Annotated in this window: 20 protein-coding genes and 2 pseudogenes; 14 read left to right on the forward strand and 8 right to left on the reverse strand. The window is 60.5% G+C overall.

Annotated elements, in window-relative coordinates; translation table 11 throughout:
• Window positions 1–77 precede the first annotated feature (77 nt).
• Window positions 78–1,076 (reverse strand): NAD(P)H-quinone oxidoreductase, encoded by a 999-nt coding sequence (locus AC3WRD_RS12665; protein WP_102621568.1) that lies wholly within the window; start codon window positions 1,074–1,076, stop codon window positions 78–80.
• 64 nt (window positions 1,077–1,140) lie between these two features.
• Window positions 1,141–2,361 carry a YbfB/YjiJ family MFS transporter gene (locus tag AC3WRD_RS12670; RefSeq protein ID WP_102621569.1) on the reverse strand — a complete coding sequence of 407 codons (1,221 nt, stop codon included), beginning with the start codon at window positions 2,359–2,361 and terminating at the stop codon, window positions 1,141–1,143.
• A 111-nt stretch (window positions 2,362–2,472) separates the two neighbouring features.
• On the opposite strand from AC3WRD_RS12670, the gene AC3WRD_RS12675 reads away from it, so the two are divergent.
• Together AC3WRD_RS12675 and AC3WRD_RS12680 are read left to right on the forward strand one after the other, a co-directional pair.
• A complete protein-coding gene (locus AC3WRD_RS12675; RefSeq protein WP_102621570.1) occupies window positions 2,473–3,348 on the forward strand; it encodes a LysR family transcriptional regulator in 876 nt (291 codons plus the stop codon).
• 250 nt (window positions 3,349–3,598) lie between these two features.
• Entirely contained in the window at window positions 3,599–4,537 is a 939-nt protein-coding gene (locus AC3WRD_RS12680) for a coiled-coil domain-containing protein (RefSeq protein WP_256580612.1), read from the forward strand.
• 50 nt (window positions 4,538–4,587) lie between these two features.
• Here the strand turns inward: AC3WRD_RS12680 and AC3WRD_RS12685 are convergent, their stop codons facing one another.
• Window positions 4,588–5,310, reverse strand: a complete 723-nt coding sequence (locus AC3WRD_RS12685; RefSeq protein WP_102621571.1) for a pirin family protein — start codon at window positions 5,308–5,310, stop codon at window positions 4,588–4,590.
• A 213-nt stretch (window positions 5,311–5,523) separates the two neighbouring features.
• Here AC3WRD_RS12685 and AC3WRD_RS12690 point away from each other — a divergent pair, with 213 nt between their 5' ends.
• Window positions 5,524–6,474 (forward strand): GlxA family transcriptional regulator, encoded by a 951-nt coding sequence (locus tag AC3WRD_RS12690; protein ID WP_102621572.1) that lies wholly within the window; start codon window positions 5,524–5,526, stop codon window positions 6,472–6,474.
• A gap of 90 nt (window positions 6,475–6,564) precedes the next feature.
• The gene (locus AC3WRD_RS12695; protein WP_102621573.1) at window positions 6,565–8,037 is read left to right on the forward strand and encodes an ATP-binding protein; all 1,473 of its coding nucleotides are present in this window, start codon (window positions 6,565–6,567) and stop codon (window positions 8,035–8,037) included.
• Here AC3WRD_RS12695 and AC3WRD_RS12700 read toward each other — a convergent pair.
• A complete protein-coding gene (locus AC3WRD_RS12700; protein WP_102621574.1) occupies window positions 7,999–10,785 on the reverse strand; it encodes an ATP-binding protein in 2,787 nt (928 codons plus the stop codon). The genes AC3WRD_RS12695 and AC3WRD_RS12700 overlap by 39 nt on opposite strands.
• 334 nt (window positions 10,786–11,119) lie before the next feature.
• Between AC3WRD_RS12700 and AC3WRD_RS12705 the strand changes: the two genes are divergently transcribed.
• On the forward strand, window positions 11,120–11,689 hold the full coding sequence (locus AC3WRD_RS12705; protein ID WP_102621575.1) for a flavodoxin family protein: 570 nt from the start codon (window positions 11,120–11,122) through the stop codon (window positions 11,687–11,689).
• A gap of 7 nt (window positions 11,690–11,696) precedes the next feature.
• On the opposite strand, the gene AC3WRD_RS12710 is transcribed toward AC3WRD_RS12705, so the two are convergent.
• On the reverse strand, window positions 11,697–12,098 hold the full coding sequence (locus AC3WRD_RS12710) for a helix-turn-helix domain-containing protein (RefSeq protein ID WP_085712050.1): 402 nt from the start codon (window positions 12,096–12,098) through the stop codon (window positions 11,697–11,699).
• A gap of 210 nt (window positions 12,099–12,308) precedes the next feature.
• On the opposite strand from AC3WRD_RS12710, the gene AC3WRD_RS12715 reads away from it, so the two are divergent.
• From AC3WRD_RS12715 to ycaC, 8 genes and pseudogenes are all read left to right on the forward strand, one after another.
• Window positions 12,309–13,232, forward strand: a complete 924-nt coding sequence (locus AC3WRD_RS12715; protein ID WP_102621576.1) for a LysR family transcriptional regulator — start codon at window positions 12,309–12,311, stop codon at window positions 13,230–13,232.
• A gap of 317 nt (window positions 13,233–13,549) precedes the next feature.
• A pseudogene (locus AC3WRD_RS12720) lies at window positions 13,550–13,920 on the forward strand (DUF6124 family protein).
• A gap of 190 nt (window positions 13,921–14,110) precedes the next feature.
• Complete coding sequence (locus AC3WRD_RS12725; protein WP_102621577.1) at window positions 14,111–15,394, forward strand: immunoglobulin-like domain-containing protein; 1,284 nt, start codon at window positions 14,111–14,113, stop codon at window positions 15,392–15,394.
• A gap of 286 nt (window positions 15,395–15,680) precedes the next feature.
• Complete coding sequence (locus AC3WRD_RS12730) at window positions 15,681–16,940, forward strand: hypothetical protein (RefSeq protein ID WP_102621578.1); 1,260 nt, start codon at window positions 15,681–15,683, stop codon at window positions 16,938–16,940.
• 167 nt (window positions 16,941–17,107) lie between these two features.
• Entirely contained in the window at window positions 17,108–17,524 is a 417-nt protein-coding gene (locus AC3WRD_RS12735) for a DoxX family protein (RefSeq protein WP_102621579.1), read from the forward strand.
• A complete protein-coding gene (locus AC3WRD_RS12740; RefSeq protein ID WP_096821300.1) occupies window positions 17,517–18,143 on the forward strand; it encodes an antibiotic biosynthesis monooxygenase in 627 nt (208 codons plus the stop codon). The genes AC3WRD_RS12735 and AC3WRD_RS12740 overlap by 8 nt, the downstream gene beginning before the upstream one ends.
• Before the next feature lie 45 nt (window positions 18,144–18,188).
• Complete coding sequence (locus AC3WRD_RS12745) at window positions 18,189–20,033, forward strand: amidohydrolase (RefSeq protein ID WP_102621580.1); 1,845 nt, start codon at window positions 18,189–18,191, stop codon at window positions 20,031–20,033.
• A gap of 66 nt (window positions 20,034–20,099) precedes the next feature.
• Complete coding sequence (gene ycaC / locus AC3WRD_RS12750) at window positions 20,100–20,726, forward strand: isochorismate family cysteine hydrolase YcaC (RefSeq protein WP_096821302.1); 627 nt, start codon at window positions 20,100–20,102, stop codon at window positions 20,724–20,726.
• Between the two features lie 280 nt (window positions 20,727–21,006).
• Here ycaC and AC3WRD_RS12755 read toward each other — a convergent pair whose 3' ends face one another.
• Window positions 21,007–22,434: a mechanosensitive ion channel family protein gene (locus AC3WRD_RS12755; protein WP_102621581.1), complete on the reverse strand. Its 1,428-nt coding sequence runs from the start codon at window positions 22,432–22,434 to the stop codon at window positions 21,007–21,009.
• Between the two features lie 63 nt (window positions 22,435–22,497).
• The gene (locus AC3WRD_RS12760; RefSeq protein WP_102621582.1) at window positions 22,498–23,514 is read right to left on the reverse strand and encodes an alpha/beta hydrolase; all 1,017 of its coding nucleotides are present in this window, start codon (window positions 23,512–23,514) and stop codon (window positions 22,498–22,500) included.
• 162 nt (window positions 23,515–23,676) lie between these two features.
• Here AC3WRD_RS12760 and AC3WRD_RS12765 point away from each other — a divergent pair, with 162 nt between their 5' ends.
• Window positions 23,677–24,576, forward strand: coding sequence for a LysR family transcriptional regulator (locus tag AC3WRD_RS12765; RefSeq protein ID WP_102621583.1), 900 nt, complete (start codon window positions 23,677–23,679; stop codon window positions 24,574–24,576).
• A gap of 31 nt (window positions 24,577–24,607) precedes the next feature.
• Here the strand turns inward: AC3WRD_RS12765 and AC3WRD_RS12770 are convergent.
• Window positions 24,608–24,974: pseudogene (locus AC3WRD_RS12770) on the reverse strand (hypothetical protein); the annotation flags it as partial.

The following is a 24,974-nucleotide window of genomic DNA, read 5'->3' on the forward strand; positions in this document are numbered from 1 at the left end:
TTTACCAGATGCCTCGGTCCGCGCGTGACATTTTCGACCGTCGTTCGCCTGCAATGATTACAAAACGATGCTGTGGCTCACGCCACGTTCAGCACGATCTTGCCGATGTGATCACCGGCTTCCATGTGCGCATGGGCCTGGGCCGCGTCGGTGAGCGGGTAGACCTTGTCGATGATCGGCAGGCAGCGCCCGGCGGCCAGTACCGGCCAGACGTGCTCGCGCAATTGATCGGCGATGGCAGCCTTTTCCGCAGAAGTGCGTGCGCGCAACAAGGAACCAGTGACCACGGCTCGTTTGCCGAGAATGGTCAGCAGATCGACATCGTTGGCACGGGCGCCGCCAAGAAAGCCGAGCATCACCACGCGGCCATCCATTGCCAGTGCGTTGAGGTTGGCGTTCAGATACGAGCCGCCCATGATGTCGAGAATCACATTGACGCCCTGGCCGTTGGTTTTCTCGGCGATGACGGCAGCGAAATCCTGCTCACGATAGTTGATCGGCTCACCGCCCAATTCACGGATGGCCTCACATTTATCGGTACTGCCGGCGGTGGCGAAGGCTTCGATACCAAACTCGCGGCACAGCATCAACGCGGTAGTGCCGATGCCACTGGTGCCACCGTGAATCAACACACGCTGCCCTCGAATCGCACCACCGAGACCGAACAGATTGGCCCATACCGTGAAAAAGGTTTCGGGGATTGCCGCAGCCTGAATCCAGTCCATCCCGTCGGGGATAGGCAGGGCCTGGCCCGCCGGAACCGTGCAGTATTCGGCATAACCGCCACCATTGGTCAGTGCGCAAACCCTGTCGCCCACGGCAAAAGTGCTGACACCTGCACCCAGCGCCACGACTTCACCGGCCACCTCCAGACCGGGGATCGGGTTCATCCCGGGTCTCATCGGGTACTTGCCTGCACGTTGCAAGGCGTCCGGCCGATTGATGCCGGCGGCGTGCACGCGGATCAGCAGTTCGCCTTCTGTGGCGACCGGCAGCGGGACTCGTCTGGATTGCAGAACCTCGGGCCCGCCCGGTTCAGTGATTTCGATGCGGGTCATTTCAGTGGGCAACGTCATTTTCGATTCCTCTTAATACAAGTGATCAGTAGATGGGAGCGCACTCAGGGCGCAATGATTCCCGTCATTGGGCGCAGCAGCGTTGCTCGACGGAGGAGGGCAGCAGTTTTATGGCGTGCTCAAGTATCAGAGCGATCACAATGGCACCGCCGGCAATCACGAAGAGCAGCACGTGCTGTCCGCCCATGGCGTTGAACAGCGCCGAATAGGCGAATCCAGCCAGCGCCTGAAACGTGGCGAACGACACCGTGGCGCGGCTCCACGCCACCTGTTGGCGATGATGATCCGGCACCAGCTCATGCACCCGGGCCAACGCCAGCGGAACGATGCCCGGTGGAAACGAGCCGAGCACCACCGCCAGCAGCGCCAACGCCAGGAACGAATGCGAAATGGCCAGCAAACCAAGGGTGATCGCCTGCACCGCCAGCACCAGACGAATGCCGGTTCGTGCGCCGAGATGATCGGCGAGAAAGCCATAACTCACCGGGCCGACGATGGCACCCAGACCGTACATGACCCAGATCAGCGCGCCGACGTGCGCCCCGGCGCCCAGTCCACGGGCGACGTAATCCACCAGAAAGACCATGGCCGGCACCAGCCCGGCGGCCATGAATGCGTACTGGGCAAACAGCAGATAAACAGCAGGCGGTGTCGGCTCGATCGGCTCCACCTGAGCCGTTGCGGTGGTTACATGGGGCAGCTCCGAGGGCCAGCCGAACCAGCTTAATGCCGTCAGCGCCAGCGACAGCACGCCCAATCCAAGCCAGGTCGCTTGCAGGCCCAGACTCAACAGCAGCGGAACGATCGTGCCCGAGCCGGCGATGCCCAGACCGATGCCGAGGAAAATCGCCCCACTGGCCAGGCCCTTGCGCGCGGCCGGTACATGGGGCAATACGGTCGAGGCAACCAGCACCATGATCGCGCCGCCCGCGATTCCGGACAGCAGACGCCAGCCGAAATACCAGCTCACCGACACGGGGTACGCACAGGCGAAAAACGCCACGGTCACCGCCAGCATCATCAGACGCAGAGCGTTTCTCTGGGTAAACCTGCGTGCCAGCGGGCGGCCGAGGAGGGCGCCGATCAGGTAACCGACCAGGTTGGCCGCGCCGAGATAGACCACATCATGGGCGGAAAACCACTGCGCCTGAATCAGCGAAGGGATCAGCGGCGTGTAGGCGAAACGCGCCAGACCGATGCTGACCAGGCTGGCGCAGAGTCCGGCGAAGATCGCCAGCCAGACACTCGTGTCCGGACGCTCGGGCAAAGTAGTTGAAGTGTGCATGACGGCAATCCTGTGAAAGGTTTATGGCGCCCAGCATATCGGCTATCTTTGCTGCGTTAATGCAGCGAGTTTGCGTTATGGTGATGCGTTTATGCATCAATGGAGAATGGTATGAACTGGGATGACGCGCGGGTGTTTCTTGCGGTCTGCCGCGAGTCGACATTGCGTGGCGCTGCGCGTGTACTGGGCGTGGATCAGGCGACGGTCGGGCGACGCATCACAGCACTGGAAAAGTCGCTGGGCGCGACCTTGTTTCTGCGCACCTCCGAGGGCTATGCACTGACGGCAGTCGGTGAAGCCGCGCTCAAGTCGGTGGAAAAAATGGAGCATTCGGCGCTGGAGCTGGAGCGGCGTATCCAGGGCCTGGACGATCGCCTGACCGGCAGTGTACGAATCAGCACCACCGATTCGCTGGCCATCGATTTCCTGATTCCGGCCATTGCGCAGTTGCACGAACAGCATCCGGACGTGCGCGTGCACCTGGACGCCTCCACGCAGATCCTCAGCCTGGCCAAACGTGAAGCGGACATCGCGGTGCGCAATACCCGCCCGGACAACCCGGACCTGATCGCCCGGCGCATCGCGCGCTGGCCGGTGGGACTGTTTGCCTCGCAGAGCTATGTCGACAGCCATGGCGTGCCGGCGCCAGGCAGTGCGTTCGAGGGCCATGATCTGGTGGTGTACCAGCCGTATCTGCAAGGCAACAAAGACTTGACCCTGGTGACCGAACCCGTGACTCGCGGGCGTATCGTCGCCGGTCTGAGCTCCAGTCTGCTGGTACGACGCTCGATTGCCGCCGGACTGGGTGTAGGAGAAATCCCGGTCTACATGGGCGAACGCGACGGTCTGGTCAGGCTGTGGCCGGAACGCACGCGTCCGTTGCCTTATGAAGTGTGGCTGGTGACCCACGCGGATTTGCGCCATACCGCGCGGGTCAGGGCGGTGATCGAACACATTGTCGAAGTATTCGTGCTGGAGAATGAGTAGTTCATTGATGCTGTGTAGGACGGCTACATCAGCTGACGATCTTGCCTACAACAGCGCCAGAATCCGCTGGCTTGTGAGTTTTTTGGCCGGGTCCTATCGTTTCTCACACCCGGAGTGAGCAGGTGAAACCCTCCGAGGTGATCAATCCAGGGAAGTATTGATAAACGTCAGAGGTGCGGAATTGATTGCAAGGGAAGTCAGCCAATTTCAAGCAAGCGACATGGCCGGGCAAACGGATAGTACGGAGTCTATGACCTACATAACGCGAGACGAATTCAGCGCCAGGATCGAAGTCATCGAGACAAGAATCGATGCGCGGATCGAGTCCATGTCCGCAAAGATAGATGGCTTTCTGACCCAGCAGTCCGAGCGGGACCAGGCACGGCTGGAGGTCGAAAAAAGTCAGGAGCAGGCCCGGCTGGAGCAAAAACGATCCATGGAGGAAGCCCGGTTCGAGTGGGAGCGGTCTCAGGAGGCGGCGCGGCTGGAGCGGGAGCGGTCTCAAGAGGTGGCGCGGCTGGAGCAGAAGCGAGAGCAGGAGGCTGCACGGCAGGGATGGGAGAAGGCTCAGGCGGTAGCGCGGCTGGAGCAGAAACGAGAGCAGGAAACTGCACGGCAGCAGTGGGAGCAGTCTCAGGAGAAGTCGCGCCTTGAGCGGGAGGAGGCTCAGAAGAACGTTTGCCTTGAGCGCGAGCAGGCTCGGGAGAAGGTGCGTCAGGAGCGGGAGCTGGCTCTGGAAAAAATTCAGCTGGCGCATGAGCAGAATCTGGAAAACCTGCGGCAGGAACGCTTGAAGGCTCGACTGGGGCATGAAAAGGTCTTGGAGACGGCCCGACAGGAGCGGGAAACCGCTAGGGTCGAGCGAGAGAAAGCCTACGAAAAAGTCAGACTGGAGCAAGAAAAGGCTCACCTGGAGCGCGACCAGCGTTACGCGGTCATCTCGGCTCGCATGGACAGGTCTCTGGAGCGAATTGACGAAGCAATCAGGCAGGTCTCGACGATCAAGGCGAATTACTGGGCGGCAACTGCCGTACATTTTCTCGGGATGGTTGCCATACTCGCGGGTTCTTACTACGCGAATCAGGCAAACGTGCTTGTAACGATGCAGACCACTCTGGCCATGATTCAATCGGTGAAAGAGGCTGGAAATTCTGCGCCGGCAGTGCTGATGACCCTGCCTGCAGAATGAAAAACGGCCTTCAACGAGGCCGTTTTTTGTGAGCGATGAACACCAACGACTCATGGCATTTCCGGCAACTCCTGCGGCCGCAGATCAAACACCAGCACTTCGGCATCCTGACCATTGCTCAGGGTCAGTGCCTGTTCTTCACGGACCCGCACACCGTCGCCTTCCTTCAACTGCACGCCGTTCAGTTCAACGCTGCCGCGAGCAACATGAACATAGGCGTAGCGGTTTGCAGGCAGCTCGAGTGTGGCGCTTTCCTGGCCATCGAACAGCCCGGCATACACGCGTGCATCCTGGCGCACTTTGAGCGAGCCGTGGGTGCCTTCGGGCGAGATGATCAGTTGCAGGCGACCGCGTTTTTTCTGCTCGCTGAAGTGCTCCTGTTGATAGCGCGGTTTGGCACCACTGACGTCCGGCACGATCCAGATCTGCAGGAAGTGCACAGGCTTGGTCGCCGAGTGGTTGAACTCGCTGTGGGCCACGCCGCTGCCAGCGCTCATCAGTTGCACATCGCCCGGGCGGATGACTGAGCCGGTGCCCAGGGTGTCCTTGTGTTCCAGCGCACCTTCGAGCACATAGGAGAAAATCTCCATGTCGCGGTGCGGGTGCTGGCCGAAGCCTTTGCCGGCGGCGACGCGGTCATCGTTGATCACCAGCAGGTCGGAGAAACCCTGCTCACGTGGGTCGCGATAACTGGCGAAAGAAAAGGTGTGGAAGGACTTCAACCAGCCATGATTGGCCAGACCACGGTCGGAAGCTTTGCGAAGGGTCAGCATGATGAAATCTCCTTTCAGGACGTTGATTCGTCCGAGTGAGGAGAAGGTTACTGGTTACTCTTGGGCGCAATAAGTAGATGAAAATTGAAATACTGTCCCCTCAGGGTTGACAGTTGTGTGAGTCAGTTCACGCATTCTTTTTCAACGTTTGCGCTGTACTTGGCCATAATGCGGCAACTTATAACCGTTCATTGATTTCAGTGATGTCTGCTCATGAAAACCGTGGCAATGGTGTTGTTTCCCGAGTTTCTTCTGCTCGATATGGCCGGGCCGCTGGAAGTGTTTTCGGTTGCCAACCGATACCTGAAGCCGGACGCCCATTATCAACTGACGCTTCTGGGCACTGAGCGTGGTCCGCTGCGTGCCTCCAACGGCGTGCTGGTGCACACAGACCGGCACATCGACGAAGCCAGTGAGCGATATGACCTGCTGTTGGTGCCGGGCGGTCCCGGGGCCTACAACGAAAAATGCCCGCCGTTGCTGGCCTGGCTCCAAGGTGCGGTCGGCCGTGCCGAGCGCTACGGTTCGATTTGCACGGGGGCCTTTGTGTTGGGTTATGCCGGGTTGCTCGACGGTTATCGCGTGACCACCCACTGGAATTACACCGAACGCTTGATCAAGGGTTTTCCGAACGCGGATGTCGCTACCGACCAGATCTTTGTCGAGGACCGAAACCTGATCACGTCCGGCGGCGTCACGGCCGGCATCGATCTGGCACTGGCAGTGGTGGCCCGCGATCACGGCAAGAAACTCGCCCAGGACGTGGCCAAAGTGCTGTTGGTGGTGATGAAGCGTCAGGGCGGACAGGCGCAATTCAGTCCATTGATGGCGGCGGTTTCGCCCCAGGAAACGCCCATCACCCGGGTACAGAATCACGTTCTGGAACACCTTGAAGAAAGCTTCACCATCGAACGCATGGCAAGCCTTGCGAACATGAGCGCTCGTCATTTCGCCCGGGTGTTCGCTCGCGAGGTCAACATGACGCCCATGGAGTTCCTGCAAAGTGCGCGCATCGATTGCGCTCGCAATCTGCTGGAAACCAGCGATCTGCCCTTGAAGACGGTGGCCTACAAAAGTGGTTTCGGCAGCGTGCGCCACATGCGTTTTCTGTTCGGCGAAAAGCTCGGGCTGACCCCGGCCCAGTATCGCGAACAGTTCAGCTAGAGCGATTCTGTCCGTTACACGCACCCGGATGTCCGTGCTGCGCCCCGTGTGACGGTTGTACCGTCATCGTGGCCTGCCAAGATAACGGACATGAACAGCCTCAACGAATTGAACTCGGCGTCGGTCCTGCATTTCGGTCCGTACGCGTTCCATTTGCGCCAACGGCTGATCCTCGAAGGGGATCGGCAACTGCGCATGGGCGGTCGTGCGCTGGACATTCTGCAAGTGTTGGTCGAGCGCGCCGGCCGGGTGGTCAGCAAGGAGCAATTGATCGCGCTGGTATGGCCGACGTCGGTGGTCGAGGAGATCAACCTGCGGGTGCACATCGCGGCGTTGCGCCGGGCCCTGGGCGATGGCGAGAACGGACAGCGCTACATCGTCAATGTGCCGCAATGCGGGTACAGCTTCGTTGCCCCGGTGCATGGCGACAGCGTCGCCCAGGTGGTATTCGAAAGCCTGCAAGCACCACAGCACAACCTGCCCGCAAGGCTGACGCCTGTCACCGGCCGCGATTCATTGGTCGGTGGTCTGGTGCGGCAATTGCCGCTGTCCCGACTGATAACGGTGACGGGACCTGCCGGCGTCGGCAAGAGCACCGTCGCGCTGAGAGCGGCGGAGTTGTTGCTGCAGCATTTTCGCGATGGCGTGTGGCGGGTGGATTTATCCTTGATCGACGAGCAAACCTCACTCGTCGATCATCTTTTGCATACCCTCGATATCGATTTCACCACGCTGACGGCGCGCCATGCGTTGCTGGTGCTGGATAACTGCGACCCTCTGCACGAAGCCTGCCGGAGCCTGCTGGAGACCTTGCTCGACGCAGCGCCCCGTCTGTCGATCCTGGCCACCAGCCGCGAGCCGTTGCGTCTCGCCCTGGAAGTCCTCCAGCCATTGCCGCCTCTCACCATTCCTAAAACTTCGGCGCTCAACAGCGTCGATGAAGTCATGGGTTATTCGTCTGTGCAACTGTTTGTCAGTCGCGCCCGTGCCCGTCAACATGGCTTCTGTCTGCGTGAGCAGGATCTGGAAACGGTGCGCGATATCTGTCGACGACTCGACGGCCTTCCGCTGGCGATTGAACTCGCGGCGGCGCAGATCGACGCACTGGCACTGGTCGGGCTTCAGGCGCAACTGGACCACAGCCTGCAAGTCTTGAGTCACGGCCGCCGGACCGCCGTGCCACGTCATCAGTCGATGATGGCCGCGCTGGACTGGAGTTATCAACGCTTGAGCGAGCACGAACAACGCGTGCTGCAGCGGTTATCGGTGTTCAAAATGGCGTTCACGCTGGATGCCGCCATCGGCGTGATCAGTTGCGTGCAACTGCCACCCTCGACGATGGTGGCTGTCGTTGAACAGTTGGCGGCCAAGTCGTTGCTGACGGTGGATCGATCCAGCGGAACGCTGCGCTATCGAATGCTCAACACCACGCGCCGTTATGCCCGTGAGCAACTGGAGCAGGGCGGCGAGTTGGGTGATGTCGAGCGTCGGCATGCGCGTTACCTGGGACGCACGCGATCGAACTCACGCCCGCAACTGACTGCGCAATTCGTCGAGCAGTAAGCGCACCTTGCGCAAATCCGGGGTGGCGTAACCTTCGGTGAAGCGCTGGTAGACCGGTGTCAGTAACTCCAGTGCTTCGCGGTAGCGCGACTGGCGCTGCCACAACTGAGCCAGCGATGTCGCACTGCGCAGTTCCCAGGCCAGGGCGCCTTGCGTCTTCGCAATCACAAGCGATTGCTGCAAGGCGCTTTCGACGGTGTGATGGCAGGGCGATTCAGCGGCCAGCAATCGCTCGGCCCGAGCTCGCAGGATTTCCGCGGTGCTCCAGCCAGCCGCGCCGCTTTGTGCTCGTTCGAGCAATGCATCATCAACGAAACCGGTGTCCAGTGTGACCATGATTTCCCTGACCAGGCCGCTATCGGCGGGCGGTATCGCGGGAGCCTTGTCGGCGTCGATCACCTGCGCATAGTGCCGCGCCCACGTGTAGAACAGCAGCACCGAATGTTTCTGCGCCTGTTCGAGCAGCAGTTGCAGCAACGCGCGCGCGTTTTGCCCGTCGCCGTTGTAATGGGCGATCAGGCACGAGGCGAGTGCCAGGGTGTAGCAGATCGAGGTGCCGTGGTTGATCTGTACCGCGATGTCCAGCGCCTGCCGCGCCGTGCGCCAGGCCTGCTCGGGAAATCCTTGCAGCCACAACACCCGTGCGAGAACGGTCAGCGAAGCAACGCTCTGATCGTATTGCACGCCGAAACCGTGGGTGAAGCGGTTGAGGTGGCCGCTGTGGGCCATGCGCTGAATGACTTGTTCGGCATGGATTCGCGCCTGATGCTGATCGCCGGCGTAATGCAGGGCGAGCACCCGCAAACGGTGGGTGCTCAGGGACAACTGCGCATCGCCGTGCAGGCCGAGGCTTTCGAATTGCTCGCTCTGCTCCAGCGCCATCCGGTAATGCCCGCAACTGAGATTGACCGCCATGTGCCCGGACACCGCACGCAATTGCCCGGCCTTGTCGTCGTGCTGTTGCGCCAGCAGGCGGGCGCTGACGAAGGCTTCGATGGTTTCCGGTGTGCCGCCCCAGGTGTGGTAGCAGGCACTGCCGAGGGCCAGTTTCAAGGCGATTTCCAGTCGCGGGCAGGGCTCGTCGGATGACGCCAGCAACGCGAGTGCCCGGCGCACATGAACGCCGTACTCTTTGAGCAGGGACAACTCTTGCCACAACGGTGCCGAAGTCGCCGTCAGGCGCACGCCGAGCGGGCGCGAGCCTTCATCGTTCAGCGTCCACTCCAGCGCCGCCCGCAGGTCTTCGAGGCCACGGGCGTAGCGCTCGATCCACACCTCGGTCGGCGTGTTCTCCCAATCGGCCTGGGCCTGATGCATCAGCGCCAGGCAGCGCTCGGCATGGCGTTCGCGGGTTTCGCCGAGTTCGGCGGCCTGGTCGAGTTTTTCCAATGCATAGCGACGGGTGGTGTCGAGCAGGCGATAGAACACCTCTTCATCGCCGACCTCGACGTTGAGCAACGACTTGGCGACCAGTTGCGTGATCGAGGCGAAGACTTCACCGGGCTCGATGTGCTGGCCGACGATGACCGCTGCCGCAGATTCCAGCGTGAACGCGCCACTGAACACGCCCAGTCGGCGTAGACCGGCCTGTTCGCAGCCGTTGAGCAGGTTGAAGCTCCAGTCCAGCGTGGCACGCAAGGTTTCATGTCGGCCGAGGTGAGTCTGGTTGCCCGCCGGCAAGCTTCCCTGAAGCTGACTCAGCACACCGTCCAGCCCAAGGCTCGCCACCCGCGCGGCCGCCAGTTCCAGTGCCAGCGGGATGCCATCCAGCCGCCGACAGATTTCGACGATCGAGGGCAGATCGGCATTACCTGGCTCGAAATGTTCGTGGGCGGCCATTGCCCGTTCGACGAACAGCTGCAGCGCGGAAAATCCCATCGCCTGATCGCGGTCCAGCACCGCAATCGGCGGCGGACAGTCGAGGGATTCCAGACGCTGCACGTACTCGCCCTCGGCGCGCAGGCTTTCGCGGCTGGTGGCCAGGATGTGCACCTGCGGCGCGCCACGCAGAATGCTTTCGCTGAGCAGTGCTACGGCGTCGATCAAGTGCTCGCAGTTATCGATCACCAGCAGCATCTGGCGCTCGCGCAGGCTGTTGATCAGGCACACCATCGGTTCACTGTCATGCAGCGAAAGGTCCAGCAGGGCGGCGAGGTGCCAGCAGATCGAGCCGGGATCGTTGAGCGGTGCCAGATCCAGCAGACGGATACCGTCGCGATAACGGCCGATCAACTGTTCGGCGACGCGCAAGGCCACGGTGGTCTTGCCGATGCCGCCGGGGCCAACGAGGGTGATGCAGCGTTGGCGCGGCAGTTGCGTCATCAGGCTGTCGACCACCGGCTGACGGCCGATCATCCGCGTGCGGCGCAATGGCAGGTTGTGCCGACCGATGGGGTCGGTTGCGGGGCGTTGTTCGATGGATTGCAGCAGGATCGGCGCGACGAAACTGTAACCGCGCTGCGCCACCGTGACGATGTAGCGCTGCCCGGCCTGACCGTCGCCGAGAGCCTTGCGCAGGGCGGCCATGTGCACTCGCAGGTTGATGTCTTCCACCACGCTGTCCGGCCAGATTTCGGCGATCAATTGCTGCTTGCTCACGACCTCGCCGGCGTTGGCCAGCAGGATCAGCAGAATGTCCATGGCGCGGCGGCCGAGGCGCAAAGGCTGGTCGCCTTCAAGCACCAGCCGCTGGCCGGGGTGGATCCGATAGGGGCCAAATCCGATGGCCTGATTCGGGGAAAGACTCAACCGCCCACTCCTTCGATGTTTTTTATGATCCTGACCCGAACAGGGTGAAAAAACCGTGACGGGGTGGTCGGACAGCGACTCGATGGGCATGCAAGCCGTCTAATCCGCAGTATCCGAGCATATTCTTCAGGAATGGGCGTCAACGCAACTTGCTTGAAGACCTGACGTTTGAGCGTCTGTCCGTGTCGGGTGCTGACATCACTGTATTTAAAGGCTGGAACCTGTGCCGGCTCGCCCGACAGCCGGGAAAAATTAACAACGATTAACTCGTCCGCGCCCGTTCTAGAGCCAAAACTCCAAGGCAATGGAGTGCATACGTCCGGAGGACGCTGCGATGAGCAAGGTAGTTGTGGTCTATCACAGTGGCTACGGGCACACCCGCGTCATGGCCCAGGCTGTGGCGCAGGGGGTGGAACGCCACCTGGGCAGCACTTGCCTGTTGCTGGCGGTGGAAGACGTGGAAGCCCACTGGGATGACCTGCACCGCGCCGACGCCATCATCTTCGGCGCGCCGACCTACATGGGCAGCGCTTCGGCGGCGTTCAAGCGGTTCATGGAGGCCACGGCCTCGTTCTATCTTGCCCGGCCGTGGCGCAACAAACTCGCGGCGGGCTTCACCAACTCCGGCAGCCTGTGCGGTGACAAACTCAACACCCTGCTGCAAATGGCGGTGTTCGCCGCCCAGCATTCGATGATCTGGGTCGGGCTCGATCTGTTGCCGGCACGTGCACATGCTGGTGCCTTCGATGGTCAATTGAATCGCCTCGGCAGCTCCCTCGGCGCCATGTCCCAATCCTCGGTCGAGCAACCGCCCGAACAAGCCCCTCCGCTGGAAGACCAGTTGACCGCCGCGCACCTGGGCGAGCGGGTAGCACGACTGGCTCAGCGTATGGCGCGGGAATGAAACCGCCTCAGCGGTTTTTCATGACCTGACACCGCCAGGCAAACGGATTGATTCCTTCGCTGCGGGTGAAGATGTGACAGAAGTGCGCTTGATCGCAGAAGCCGCATTCCAGGCTGATCTGCGTCAGGCTGTGGTTGGTGTGCTGGATCAACAGCTTGGCCCGGGCGATCCGCTGGGTGCGGATCCAGTCTTGTGGCGAGAGCCCGGTGCTGCACTTGAACGCCCGGGAAAAGTGACTGCGTGACAATGAGCAGGCGCTCGCCAGTTCGGTGACTTCAAGGCTGTCACCCAGGCGTTCGAGGATGAGTTGTTTCACCAGCCGCTCGCGCTGCGGGCTGAGGCCGCCGGTGCTGGTTTTGCGGGGTTCGCTGGCAGGGGCGAGGGCGACGGTTTGCTGTGAGTGAGCCATGGCCAATGTCCGTGTCGAGGGGGGAAGGCACGGTCAGCGCTTTCCCTCAGGTCAATAAAACAACGCTGCGCAGAGGGATTCATTGTTTGGCGAGGGGCGAAGGCTGACGAGTTAAACGTTGTTAATTCCGCCGCCAAAGCTGATTTCGAAAGGTCGCCAATCAAGTAAAGTGCGTAGCACTTGCGCTTGGCCCAAAAGGAAAACACGCCCATGAACCGAAACGATCTGCGCCGCGTCGACATGAACCTGCTGGTGATTTTCGAAGCGTTGATGTTCGAAAAGAACCTGACCCGCGTCGCCGAAAAGCTGTTCATGGGCCAACCGGCGGTGAGCGCAGCGCTGGGCCGCTTGCGCGATCTGTTCGACGATCCGCTGCTGCTGCGCAACGGTCGCGGCATGGAGCCGACAGCGCGGGCGCTGGCGATTCTTCAAGAGTTGCAACCGGCGATGGACGTGATTTCCGGCGCGGTCAGTCGGGCCAAGGAATTCGATCCTGCCACCAGTTGCGACGTGTTCCGCATCGGTCTGTCGGATGATGCCGAGTTCGGTCTGTTTCCACCGCTATTGCGCCAGTTGCAGGAAGAGGCGCCGGGGATTGTGGTCGTGGTGCGCCGCGCCAACTACCTGTTGATGCCGACGTTGCTGGCGTCCGGGGAAATCTCTGTCGGCGTGAGCTACACCACCGATCTGCCGGCCAACGCCAAGCGCAAGAAACTGCGCGACATTCCCTGCAAGGTTCTGCGCGGCGATAACCGCCCGGGCCCGCTGACCCTCGACGAATACTGCGAGCGACCTCATGCGATGGTGTCGTTCTCGGGTGACCTGAGTGGCAACATCGACGTGGATTTGGCCAAGGTTGGCCGCAGCCGCCGCGTGGTGCTTGGGGTTCCGCAGTTCAGCGGTTTGCGTGCGCTGCTGGCGGGTACCGAGATGATCGCGACCGTGCCGGATTACGCGGCGTGTGCATTGGTCGAAGGGTGTGCGTTGCGGGCTGAAGATCCGCCGTTTCCGATAGATGCGGCGCAATTGTCGATGGCCTGGAGCGGGGTGCATGACAACGACCCGGCGGAGAAATGGCTGCGGTCGCGGATCAGTCAGTTCATGTCGGTGACGCTGGATATTCCGGCGGTTTAGTGCGGTGTTGAAAGGTCTTTAGCGTTACTTCCGGTAAGCCACAACGCCTTGCGCCTTTGCCTACGTGTACGCCAGAATCCGCCGGCTTGTGCGCTTTTGGGGTGGGTCTTATCGTTTTCGGGTCGCTGACGAATCAGCGATCGGGTCTCGCAGCCCGCGATCTCTGGACGCACAACATCCTCCGGTTTTATGGCGGCTGTACGTGGGAGACCTTCGGGTCTGCCGGTTCTAGAGTCCCGGTCTGCGACCCGCGTATGGCTGCCACCCCTTCGTATCGCAGCGAATCGTGGCAGCTCAATGACTCTGGAGATGCAACCATGATCAAACCCACGCCAAACCCGCCTGAAACCGACACAACCTCGCCCTACGAAACCCTCGACTCCAAGAAATTCCACGAAGCCGCCGAGCGCGCCCTCGACCACTACCTCAATCCGCTGCTCTCCAGAAAACCGCTGCTCAAACCCAACACCCGCTACCTCATCGCCCCGGTATCGACAGCGAAGAACTACTGGCCGACGCCTGCGAAACATTGACCTCGGCCAAAATCATGGCCACCGACTTCGCCGGGCTGGTGGATGGCTCGCATCGTCATGTGCTGTTGGGGATTGCGCAATTGATCATGTTGGGGGAACTGGCCGTGAATCGGGCGCTGGATAACCTGGAAGTGGCCGCTGATTCGGCTGCTTGATCCGGTATTGATAAAACGGCCTGCGGGCCGTTTTTTGTGACTGGTCAAAACCTGCCACCTTGGCAAACCACCGCATTGACCATTCGTCGCTACTGTCAAAGTTGACAGTAGCGACACTCCTCTCGATTGGCGTTCGATGGCACATCCACCGGTCAAGCAGTTGCCGCGAACCCACGAAGGAGCCTTTTCCATGGCCATCCAGTCACCAAGCTTTGGCGCCACGAGTTTTCCCGGCGGAACCACCATCAACGATGGCGATAACATTCAATTCACGGACATTGAACTGTTCAGCAGCGATGGAACGGCTTTTCGCACCTACCAGATACTCGATAACGGTGTCGTTGTACGCGGAGGCGGATTTAATGGCTCTGGTGTTTTTCGCGAGCTGTTCTTGAGCCTGGCTTCGGGACCACATCACTTTGAATTGCGCGAGCACGCCAGTGCGTTACCTACTTCCGAATTGCGGTTCACCGTCAACGGTGTATTGAAGTCGCCACAAATCGACGAAGCGGAGACGAACAACAACGTGCTGGACTTGGTTGCACTGGGCTCGAAAGACGCAAACCTGCGTGCATGGGACTGGCTGGGGATTGAAGTGGGGCAACAGGTCTGGCTGCGTGTTTCGGGCTTCAAATCAGACGGCTCGATGCATAATCTGACGTTCTGGAATGGTGGAACTCACAAGACCAATGCGACGTGGATCAGTCAGGGTTACTGGATCAAACCATTCAGTAATGGCTATTTGGCAGTTTTGGGAAATGGCACCAGGCTGACCCTCGCATTCAAGGTGTCAATGGATAAAAGTGGCGAGGAAAGTGCAGCCACACCGTTCCCTGAAAGGGTTTATACGATCAGGACCGGAAGGCTGGAGATTGATCCCACGCCCATGATCCTCAACGGTATGGCCGTTTTTTCAAGATCCGGATGGGCGGACAGCGGTCGGGATTTTCCCGGTAACACTCAGACCCGGGTTCCGAGCAATGGCACTGCGCCTTACACCTTTGTTTCAAAAAATACTGCCATTGCGACGGTCGATAGTTCAGGCAAGGTCGAGGGCAAGGCAAACGGCGAGACAAAGATTGAAATCCAGGACGCGACAGGCGCTACGGCCAGCTATCCCGTTGAAGTCAGTCAAGTCTTCGAACTGGTCCACAATGGCGCTGCAGTTTCAGTACCAGCGGCAGTTGCCTGGATGTCCTCGATAGGCGGATCACCACTGACTTTGGCAGTCTGGAACCTCATGGTCTTCAAATATCCCAACTATCAAAGTTACTGCCCGCTGTTTTACAACGTGAGCAATATCATCAGTTGGGCAAAGGGTTGGGGGTGGTGGTCATGTCAGCCACAAGGCAGTGGGCAGGAAATCGCCGGGTACGCGCAAAGTAGCCATGGCGGGAATCAAGGGCCGGGGTTATTTGCGCAAGTGGGCGCTTCTACAGCCACGGCAATGTGTATTCGGCCATTGAACGGTTAGGTCGCTCGAGCGGAGCGTGTATGCTTGTTGATGGTGTTGAAGGGTGTGTCCGCCAAGTCACGCAACGCGCTCGATATCCTTGAGGCTGCGAAATCAGCTGACTGTTCCGATACTGATAAAACGGCCTGAGGGCCGTTTTTTGTGGGCGAATGAATTTGGATGCGATGAAAACCTGCCTTGACCACTCGTCGCTACTGTCAAAGTTGACAGTAGCGACACTCCTCTCGATTGGCGTTCGATGGCACATGCCCACGCAAATTAAGCCGAGCCAGCGAAGGAGCGTCCCATGAGTACCCAAAATCCATTCTTTACTTACTGCACAACGTATCCCGGCGGACTCCCGATTCCGCCTGGCACCAGTACCCCCTCAACCGGAATCGAGTTGGGAGGAAGTGGTCCGGCGGGTGTTCCATTTGTGATCATGGATAACGGCGTGGTCGTGGCCAGTGGAGTGTTCAATCAAAGCAGTGCGTTCATCCAGCAGTTGGTGAACCTGGCTCAAGGACCTCATCGCTTTGAACTGCGGGAAAATGCCAGTTTACCGGCGACTGATGTTTGGATACTGACTGTGGGTGCGGTCGAGACGCTGTCGATCGATTCGATCAAAGGCTTGCTCAACGGAGTGGAGATTCCTGAGGGCACCAGCACTTCCGAGAAGCTGTTTGCACTCAGTGGCAAAGCGAGGGTGAATGCGACCGTTGATCTATACGACAACGGCGTTATTGTCGCGGGACCGATCGCCGTGGATGTGTATGGCAACTGGACCTACAACACGAGTTCTCAGGCACCGGGGCCTCATAGTTACACGATCAAAGGCAAATATGACTCAGGGCCTGAGTCAACTCCGCCAAGAACAATGACCATCGTGCAGGCACTCTCCATCGATACAAGTGTGATGCGATTGGCGGGCATCATGATAAGAAGCCCGTACGCCCCTAATCTCAATGGAGTTGATGCAGTTGGCAACACAGAAGTTCGCATTGCAACTGGAGGGATACCACCCTATGTGATTGGATCATCCAATCATGCAGTCGTCACTTACAGGAATGGAAAATTTGTCGGGATGGGAAATGGATCTGCCACGATTACTGTGACTGATCAGCAAAATAAATCGGTTCAGTTCACCGTAGTGGTCAGTAATATCTATGACCTTGTAGTTGGTGTGTTTTCCCCTACCGGAGTCTGGTCTCATCCTTTGTATTTGCAATTGTTGCCTCGGCGAAATTACCTGCCTCTGACTCCAGCCCTGCGTGTGGTCATGGAGCGTTGTTTCCAACACCCATGGTTTTCATGGGCCGTCACCCCGGCAAATCCGGCAGGCCACAGAGCCTGGATGGGACCGACTTCAGGTGTAGCGCAAGCGGAGGCCTATGACGCTTACACAAAAAGTATCGTGGCGTTGAACGCAAGTGTCGAACTGCACAATGGCTTGTGCTTTTTCCCAAAGCCAGCCGCAGGCATGACAAGTTTAGAAAATACGGATGCTCTGGAAGATGGAGCCTTGGCACTTACCCTTCTGCCCGACAGTTCTGGCCGACGCCTCTGAAACCCTGACCTCGACCAAGGTTATGGCCACAAACTTCGTCGGGCTGCACCCCCACGCAGAGCGTGGAAACGATCGACGGCGCCCTCAAAAAAAAGAGCACACCCATCCAATTTCCCCCCGATCAATCGTTGCACCATTGCCTGCAATGATTGATCAAGGGTGGGCCCATGAACGCTGTACAACGCAATGACCAGGCGCAACACCTCGGCCTGCTGTTCCTGCGGGTCTCCGGTGGGTTGTTTCTGCTGTTCGTCCACGGCTTGCCCAAGCTGCTGGACTTCACCGCGCAATTGCAACTGATCGAAGACCCGTTCCACCTCGGTGCCCACCTCACTTTGATTCTGGCGATCTTCGCCGAAGTCCTTTGTCCGCTACTGATCGTCGCCGGGGTGCTGGCGCGTCTGGCGTGCTTGCCTATTCTGTTTGTGCTGCTGGTGGCGCTGCTGCTCGTGCATCCGCAATGGAGTGTGGCCGAAGGGCAGTTCGGCTGGTTGCTGTTGATCCTCTTCACCACTGTTCTGATCGCCGGGCCGGGACGGCTGGCGCTCAATGTTCGTTTGCCCGGAGTGCTCCGTTATGCCTGATTCCCAGACCCTGAAAACCCCGGGACCCGAAGAAACCGTGACGTTGATCGTCAAGCATCGGGTCAAGGCCGGTTTCGAACAACCGTACGAAGCCTGGCTGCGCAATATCGTCAGCGTGGCGGGGCGCGAAGAAGGGCACCTGGGCGTGGACGTGATGCGCAGCAAGCAGGGCGGTCTCGCGCTGTTCACCTGTGTGCTGCGTTATTGCTCGACCGAGGCGATGCAGCGCTGGCTCGATTCGCCGCAGCGTCAGAAGCTGATTGATGAAGCGGCGCCGATGCTCGCCGACGGCGACCAGACCGAGGTCAATGCGGCCAACGAGTTCTGGTTCACGCCACTGGCCGATGCCGCCTCGCCGCCACCGCGCTGGAAGCAGGCTGTGGTGACGCTGTTCGTGATTCTGCCGCACACCTTGCTGGTGCCGCTGATCTGGGGGCCGCTGCTGCAACTCAATGCCTTCCTGTCCAACTACGTGGTCGCCACGTTCCTGATCACCCTGACCATCGTGCTGTCGGTGGTGTACGTCTGCATGCCGGCCGCGACCCGCCTGTTCGCACCGTGGCTGACAGCCAGTCAGCCCCATGAACACCTGGATTCCAACACCAACCCGCCGCGCTGAGCCGGCAGGTCTGGGCTTCGTTTCACTAATATCGAAGGAACTGCGATGAACGCCAACGCTGATCTGATTCTGTTCAATGGCCAATTTCATACCGTAGACCGCACAAAACCCCTCGCCAGTGCCGTGGCGATCAAGGACGGCCGCTTCGCCGTCGTCGGCAATGATGCGCAAGCCATGGCCCTGCGTGGCGCCGGCACCCAGGTCGTCGATCTCAAGGGCCGCTGCGTGATCCCCGGCCTCAACGACTCGCACTTGCACCTGATTCGTGGCGGTTTGAACTACAACCTCGAACTGCGCTGGGAAGGTGTACCGTCGCTGGCCGATGCGCTGCGCATGCTCAAGGATCAGGCCGACCGCACACCGACTCCGCAATGGGTGCGCGTGGTCGGTGGCTGGAACGAATTCCAGTTCGCCGAAAAACGCATGCCGACCCTCGAAGAAATCAACCAGGCGGCGCCGGATACCCCGGTGTTCATCCTGCACCTGTACGACCGTGCGTTGCTCAACCGCGCTGCGTTGCGCGTGGCCGGTTACACCCGCGACACACCGAACCCGCCGGGCGGCGAGATCGTGCGCGATGCCAACGGCAACCCGACCGGCATGCTGGTGGCGCGGCCGAACGCGATGATTCTGTACTCGACGCTGGCCAAGGGGCCGAAGCTGCCGCTGGAATATCAGGTCAACTCGACCCGCCAGTTCATGCGCGAGCTCAACCGTCTCGGCCTGACCAGCGCCATTGATGCCGGCGGTGGTTTCCAGAACTACCCGGACGACTATCAGGTGATCGAACAGTTGGCCAAGGATGAGCAACTGACCGTGCGCATCGCTTACAACCTGTTCACCCAGAAGCCGAAAGAAGAGCTGACCGATTTCCAGAACTGGACCGGCAGCGTCAAGTTGCATCAGGGCGACGACTTCCTGCGCCACAACGGCGCCGGGGAAATGCTGGTGTTCTCGGCGGCTGACTTCGAAGACTTCCTCGAACCGCGCCCGGACCTGCCGCAGACCATGGAACAGGAACTGGAGCCGGTGGTGCGCCACCTGGTCGAGCAGCGCTGGCCATTCCGTCTGCACGCCACCTATAACGAATCCATCAGCCGCATGCTCGATGTGTTCGAGAAGGTCAACCGCGACATTCCGTTCAACGGTTTGCCATGGTTCTTCGACCACGCGGAAACCATCACCCCGCAGAACATCGAGCGAGTGAAAGCGCTGGGCGGCGGCATTGCGATCCAGGATCGCATGGCGTTCCAGGGCGAATACTTCGTCGACCGCTACGGCAAACAGGCCGCCGAAGCCACGCCACCGATCAAACGCATGCTCGCCGAAGGTGTACCGGTCGGCGCGGGTACCGATGCCACGCGGGTGTCCAGCTACAACCCGTGGACTTCGCTGTACTGGATGGTCAGCGGTCGCACCGTCGGTGGTCTGGCGCTGTACGAAGAAGGTTTGCCGCGCGCCACCGCGCTGGAACTGTTTACCCACGGCAGCGCCTGGTTCTCGTCCGAGCAGGGCAACAAGGGCCAGATCAAGGTCGGTCAACTGGCGGATCTGGCAGCGCTGAGCGCGGACTTCTTCCATGTCGAGGAAGAGGCGATCAAGTGGATCGAGTCGGTACTGACCGTGGTCGGCGGCAAGATCGTTTATTCCGCCGGCGACTTCGAAGACCTCGGCCCACGTGCATTGCCGGTGCTGCCGGACTGGTCGCCAGTGGTGAAAGTCCCGGGCCACTGGCGCCCGAATTCGCCGTTGCAGGCGCAGGTGCACCAGTGCAGCGGCCCGTGCGCCGTGCATACCCACAGCCATGAAAAAGCCCGGATGTCGAATGCGCCGGTCAGCGATTTCGCCGGTTTCTGGGGTGCGTTCGGCTGCTCCTGCTTCGCTTTCTGAGTCTTGCAATAAAGCGTCGACCACCGGGGTCGGCGCTTCACCTCACCACCACCCGAGGAGTTTCAAATGAGCAACGTTCCTTACAAGCGCCTGAACAAAGACGATGCCGTGGTCCTGCTGGTCGACCACCAGACCGGCCTGATCTCGCTGGTGCAGGATTTCTCGCCGAACGAGTTCAAGAACAACGTGTTGGCGCTGGGCGACATCGCCAAGTTCTTCAAACTGCCAACCATCCTCACCACCAGTTTCGACGCAGGTCCAAACGGTCCGATCGTGCCTGAACTGCGCGAACAATTCCCGGACGCGCCGTTCATTCAGCGCCCAGGCCAGATCAACGCCTGGGACAACGAAGACTTCGTCAAGGCCATCAAGGCCACCGGCCGCAAGCAACTGATCATCGCCGGTGTGGTGACTGACGTCTGCGTGGCGTTCCCGACCCTGTCGGCGTTGGCTGAAGGTTTTGAAGTGTTTGTGGTGACCGACTCGTCCGGCACCTTCAACGAAACCGTGCAGCAAGCAGCGTGGGCGCGCATGTCGGCGGCCGGTGCTCAGCTGTTGAACTGGTTCTCCGTGGCTTGCGAGCTGCAGGGCGACTGGCGCAACGACATGGAAGGTTTGGCGAATCTGCTGTCGAATCGTTTGCCGAACTATCGCAATTTGATCAACAGCTATACCAAGTTCACTGCCAAGTAATGGGTTGAAGAAAAATGCCTGCTGAAGAGTGGGCATTTTTTTGCGGTGTTGATGAGTGTGTATTTCACTTCGAAAACTAGCCCTCACCCCAGCCCTCTCCCGGAGGGAGAGGGAGCCGACCGAGGTGTTTGGGAGAGATACAGTGACCTGGAGGTTTTGAGTCGAACACAGATTTTGAAAGGTCCCCAATCTGCTCCCTTTCACCCTCGCCCCCCTGGGGGAGAGGGCTGGGGTGAGGGGGTTGGATTTCGAAAGTGAAGAAGATTTAAAGTCCGGTGAATTATCGCTTTTGCAGCCACCCCAGAAACCCACCCTTGCGAACCGGCAAAGGCTGGGCCATCAACGCCAGCCGACTGTTCTGCTGCCGTACCGCCTGCAACTTGTTCAATGCCTGGCCGACTTCGCCGCGCTGTTCCATGCACTGGCGGGTCAGGTTCTTGTCGAGCCGATAAATGATCGAAGACGTCAACGCCGTAAACGTTGCCTGCGAAGGCGTATCGGCCAGAATGCTCTGTTCACCCATGACCTCACTCGGCCCCATGCGCCCGGCCTCGGTGAACCCATTACCGTCCGGCACGCTGGCGCTGACCACGCCGGTGGCAATCACGAACAGGCTGTCCGGCACTTCATTCAGATCCAGCACAACCTGCCCGGCGCTGTACTGCTGCGCGACCATCGATTCGGCGAGGCGATCGCGTTCTTCATGGCTGAGCGAGCGGAAGATTTTCACTTCATCGAGCAAGGCGCGGGCGCGGGTCGAAGGTTCGATCACGCCGTCCGGGTGCCGCGAAATACCGGCCGCTTCGAGATGACGATGGGCGAGGTCGAACAGTTGATTGCGGACTTCAGCCTTTTTGCCCAGCTCGGCGATAAAACCGCTGGCCACGTATTCCGACATATCTTCGCCGGCCTCTTTCAGCACCGCTTTCGGCGCGGGCGTCAGCAACAGACTGCTGCTGCCTTGCAGCGTGCGGTCGAGAGCGTCGAGTACCCGGCGCGGGCGAATGTGGTTCGGCACTTTGATGCTGATCGACACGCCGTGCAGGTTGTTCGGACGGCTGAGGTTGACGATCCTGGACTTGGCCGCCACCGAGTTCGGCACCACGGCCAGGGTGCCGGCGCTGGTCAGCAGGTGCGTGGCGCGCCAGTCGATATCGAGCACTTTGCCTTCGACGCCGTCGATCACCACGAAATCATCCACCTGATACGGCTTGGTGGTGTTGAGCACGATGCCCGAGAACACGTCGCTCAAGGTGCTTTGCAGCGCCAGACCGACCACGATGGCGAACACCCCGGAAGTGGCGAGCAGGCCTTTCACCGGCAGCTCCAGCACATAACCGGCGGCCGCGACGATGGCCACCAGAAACACCAGCGCACCGATCACGTCCTGCAACAACCGGCCGCTGTGACCGATGCGGCGCATCAGAATCAGGCCGATCACTTCGGTCAGTGCTCGTGCGGCGTACAGCCACCAGAAAATCCCCAGCGCCGTCGCGCCCAGTTGCGCTACCTGATCATCGGCAAAGACTGGCGCCTGCAACGGGCTGACGCCGGCATTGATGATCAGCGCGCTGAAGGCCAGAAACAGTACCAGCCGCACACCGACCCGTTGCGCGCGATGCTTGAACGGCGCGAGGTGCCAGAGCAGGGCGTCGAGCACCAGCAGCAGGGCACTCCAGGACAGCAGGTGGGCAGAAAAAACGCTCATGAGGTGAACTCCGGCGGGCACAAAAGAAAACGCCACACCCGAAGGTGTGGCGAGTGGCTGGACTCAGTTCAGATGGGTCTTGAGTTCCGCCGCGGCCTGGCGCACGGCGGCCTTCACTTCAGGTATCCCGTTCAGCGGATTGAGCAGGCCGAAGTCATGAATCATCCCGTTGTAGCGCACCGAGGTCACCGGCACACCGGCGGCGTCCAGGTGGCGGGCGTAGCCTTCGCCTTCGTCACGCAGCACGTCGAACTCGGCGGTCTGCACCAGCGCGGCGGGCAGGCCCTTGAGCTGTTCGCTGCTGGCATTGAGCGGCGAGGCATGGATCTGCGCACGCTCGGCCGGGTTGGTGGTGTAGTTGTCCCAGAACCACTGCATCATGCCCTTGGTCAGGAAGTGGCCCTCGGCGAACTGCTGGTACGAGCCGTTATCGAACCCGGCGTTGGTCACCGGCCACATCAGCAACTGGAAGCGCAGGGCCGGGGTTTTCTGTTCCTTGGCCATCAGCGCCACGACCGCCGCCATGTTGCCGCCGACGCTGTTGCCGGCCACCGCCAGACGCTTGCCGTCGACACCGATGTCCTTGCCGTGCTCGGCCACCCATTTCGTTGCGGCGTAGGCCTGATTGATCGCGGTCGGGTACTGCGCTTCCGGCGACGGCGTGTAATCGACGTACACCGCAACCGCGCCAGAGCCCACCACCAGATCACGAATCAGCCGTTGGTGCGTCGGGAAGTCGCCCAGCACCCAGCCGCCACCGTGGAAGAACATGAACACCGGCAGTTCGCCCTTGACCTTGGCCGGGCGCACCACTTTCAGGTTGATCGTCTGGCCATCGACCTTGATTGCCTTGTCGCTGACTTCAACGCCCGACAGGTCAACCTTCACCGAAGCCTGGGCGCCGGTCAGCACCGCACGGGCGTCTTTCGGGCTCAGTTGCTCAAGCGGTTTGCCACCGCCTGCGGCGAGGGCGTCGAGGAAGGCCTGGGTGGTGTGTTCGACGCCAGTGCCTTCGGCGGCGAACGCGTTGCCGATGGACAGGGCGAGGAGGGAAGCGGCGAGGGTTTTCTTGATGTTCATTTGCAAATCCTTTTTAAGTCGTTCGAGTTTTTGTATGCCTTGGGATCGGGCTGCTGTGGCGCTGGGCTTCAGGCCTCAGCAACACCGTGAGCACAGATTAATGAGGTGCCGGAAAGTGAAAAAGCGGCTATAAAGCGTTTAACTGTCAACCAGAGAGTGACAATGAACCCGTTCGAAGACATGCGTATTTTTTGCCAGGTGATGGACTCCGGCAGCTTCACGGCGGCGGCCGATCAGTTGGGCCTGTCCAAGCAGTTCGTCAGCCGTCGGTTGATGCAACTGGAGGAGCGCCTCGGCGTGCGTCTGCTCAACCGCTCGACCCGGCGCCTGGATGTGACGCCGCTGGGCCAGAGCTATTACGAATCGGCGCTGCGGCTGTTAAGCGAAGTCGAACAGGTGGAGCAGGGCATCGCCGGGCAGACCGCCGAACCGCGCGGGACGATTCGTGTCAGCGCGCCGCTGTCGTTTGCGGTGGCGCATCTGGGGTGTCTGCTGCCGCTGTTCTTGCAGCGTTATCGCGAGGTGACGGTGGAGGTCGATCTGAGTGACCGGCCGGTGGACTTGCTCGGCGAGGGCTACGACCTGGCGTTGCGCATCGGCGTGCTGGAAGACTCGACCCTGATCGCCCGACGCATCGCCGCCATCGAGCGGGTGTACTGCGCCAGCCCTGCGTATCTGGCCGAGCGCGGCACACCGGTCAAACCGGAAGACTTGCTCAGTCATGACTGCCTGCCTTACGGCCACGGGCGTTCGGTGCAGTGGCGGTTCAATGCGGGACAGGGCAAGCCGCAGCTGGTGAATGTCACCGGGCGGATGCGGGTCAACAACGGCGAGTTGCTGCGGGATGCAGCGGTGGCGGGGATGGGGATTACCTACTTGCCGACGTTCATTGTCGGGGCCGCGCTGAAGGATGGGCGCCTGGTGCCGGTGCTGGATGATTTGCGTCCGGAGCCGTTGATCCTGTCGGCGGTGTATCCGCAGCATCGTCAGGCATCGCGGCCGGTGCAGGCGTTGATCGAGTTTTTGCGCGAGCGGCTGGATCAGCGTCAGGGGGTGTTGTAGCCCCAGCCGCTCGCACAATCTTCAGCGTTGCTCAGTTGGCGCGCTTGTCATCGCCTGGCTCGCCGCCAACGTGAACCCCGCGATCATCGCCGGGTTCGCCTGCGGCATGTACGCCATGGTCGTCACCGATTTCGCCCGCGCGGTGTACGCCGTGGTCATCACCGATTTCGCCTGCACGATGAACCCCATGGTCATCGCCGATTTCTCCGGCCCGATGAACGCCGTGATCGTCCCCTGCCTCGGCGTGGGTGCCGTTGCGTCCTGAAGAGGCGCTGTCGCCGGAATGGCCCGAACCATGGTCGCTGCCGCTGTGGCCACTGTTTCCACCGCCGCCGCTGCCACTGTTGCCGCCACTGCCGCTGCCACCGTGGCTACCGCCATTGCCGCCACCGCCACCG

Source organism: Pseudomonas sp. FW215-R2, assembly GCF_058789255.1.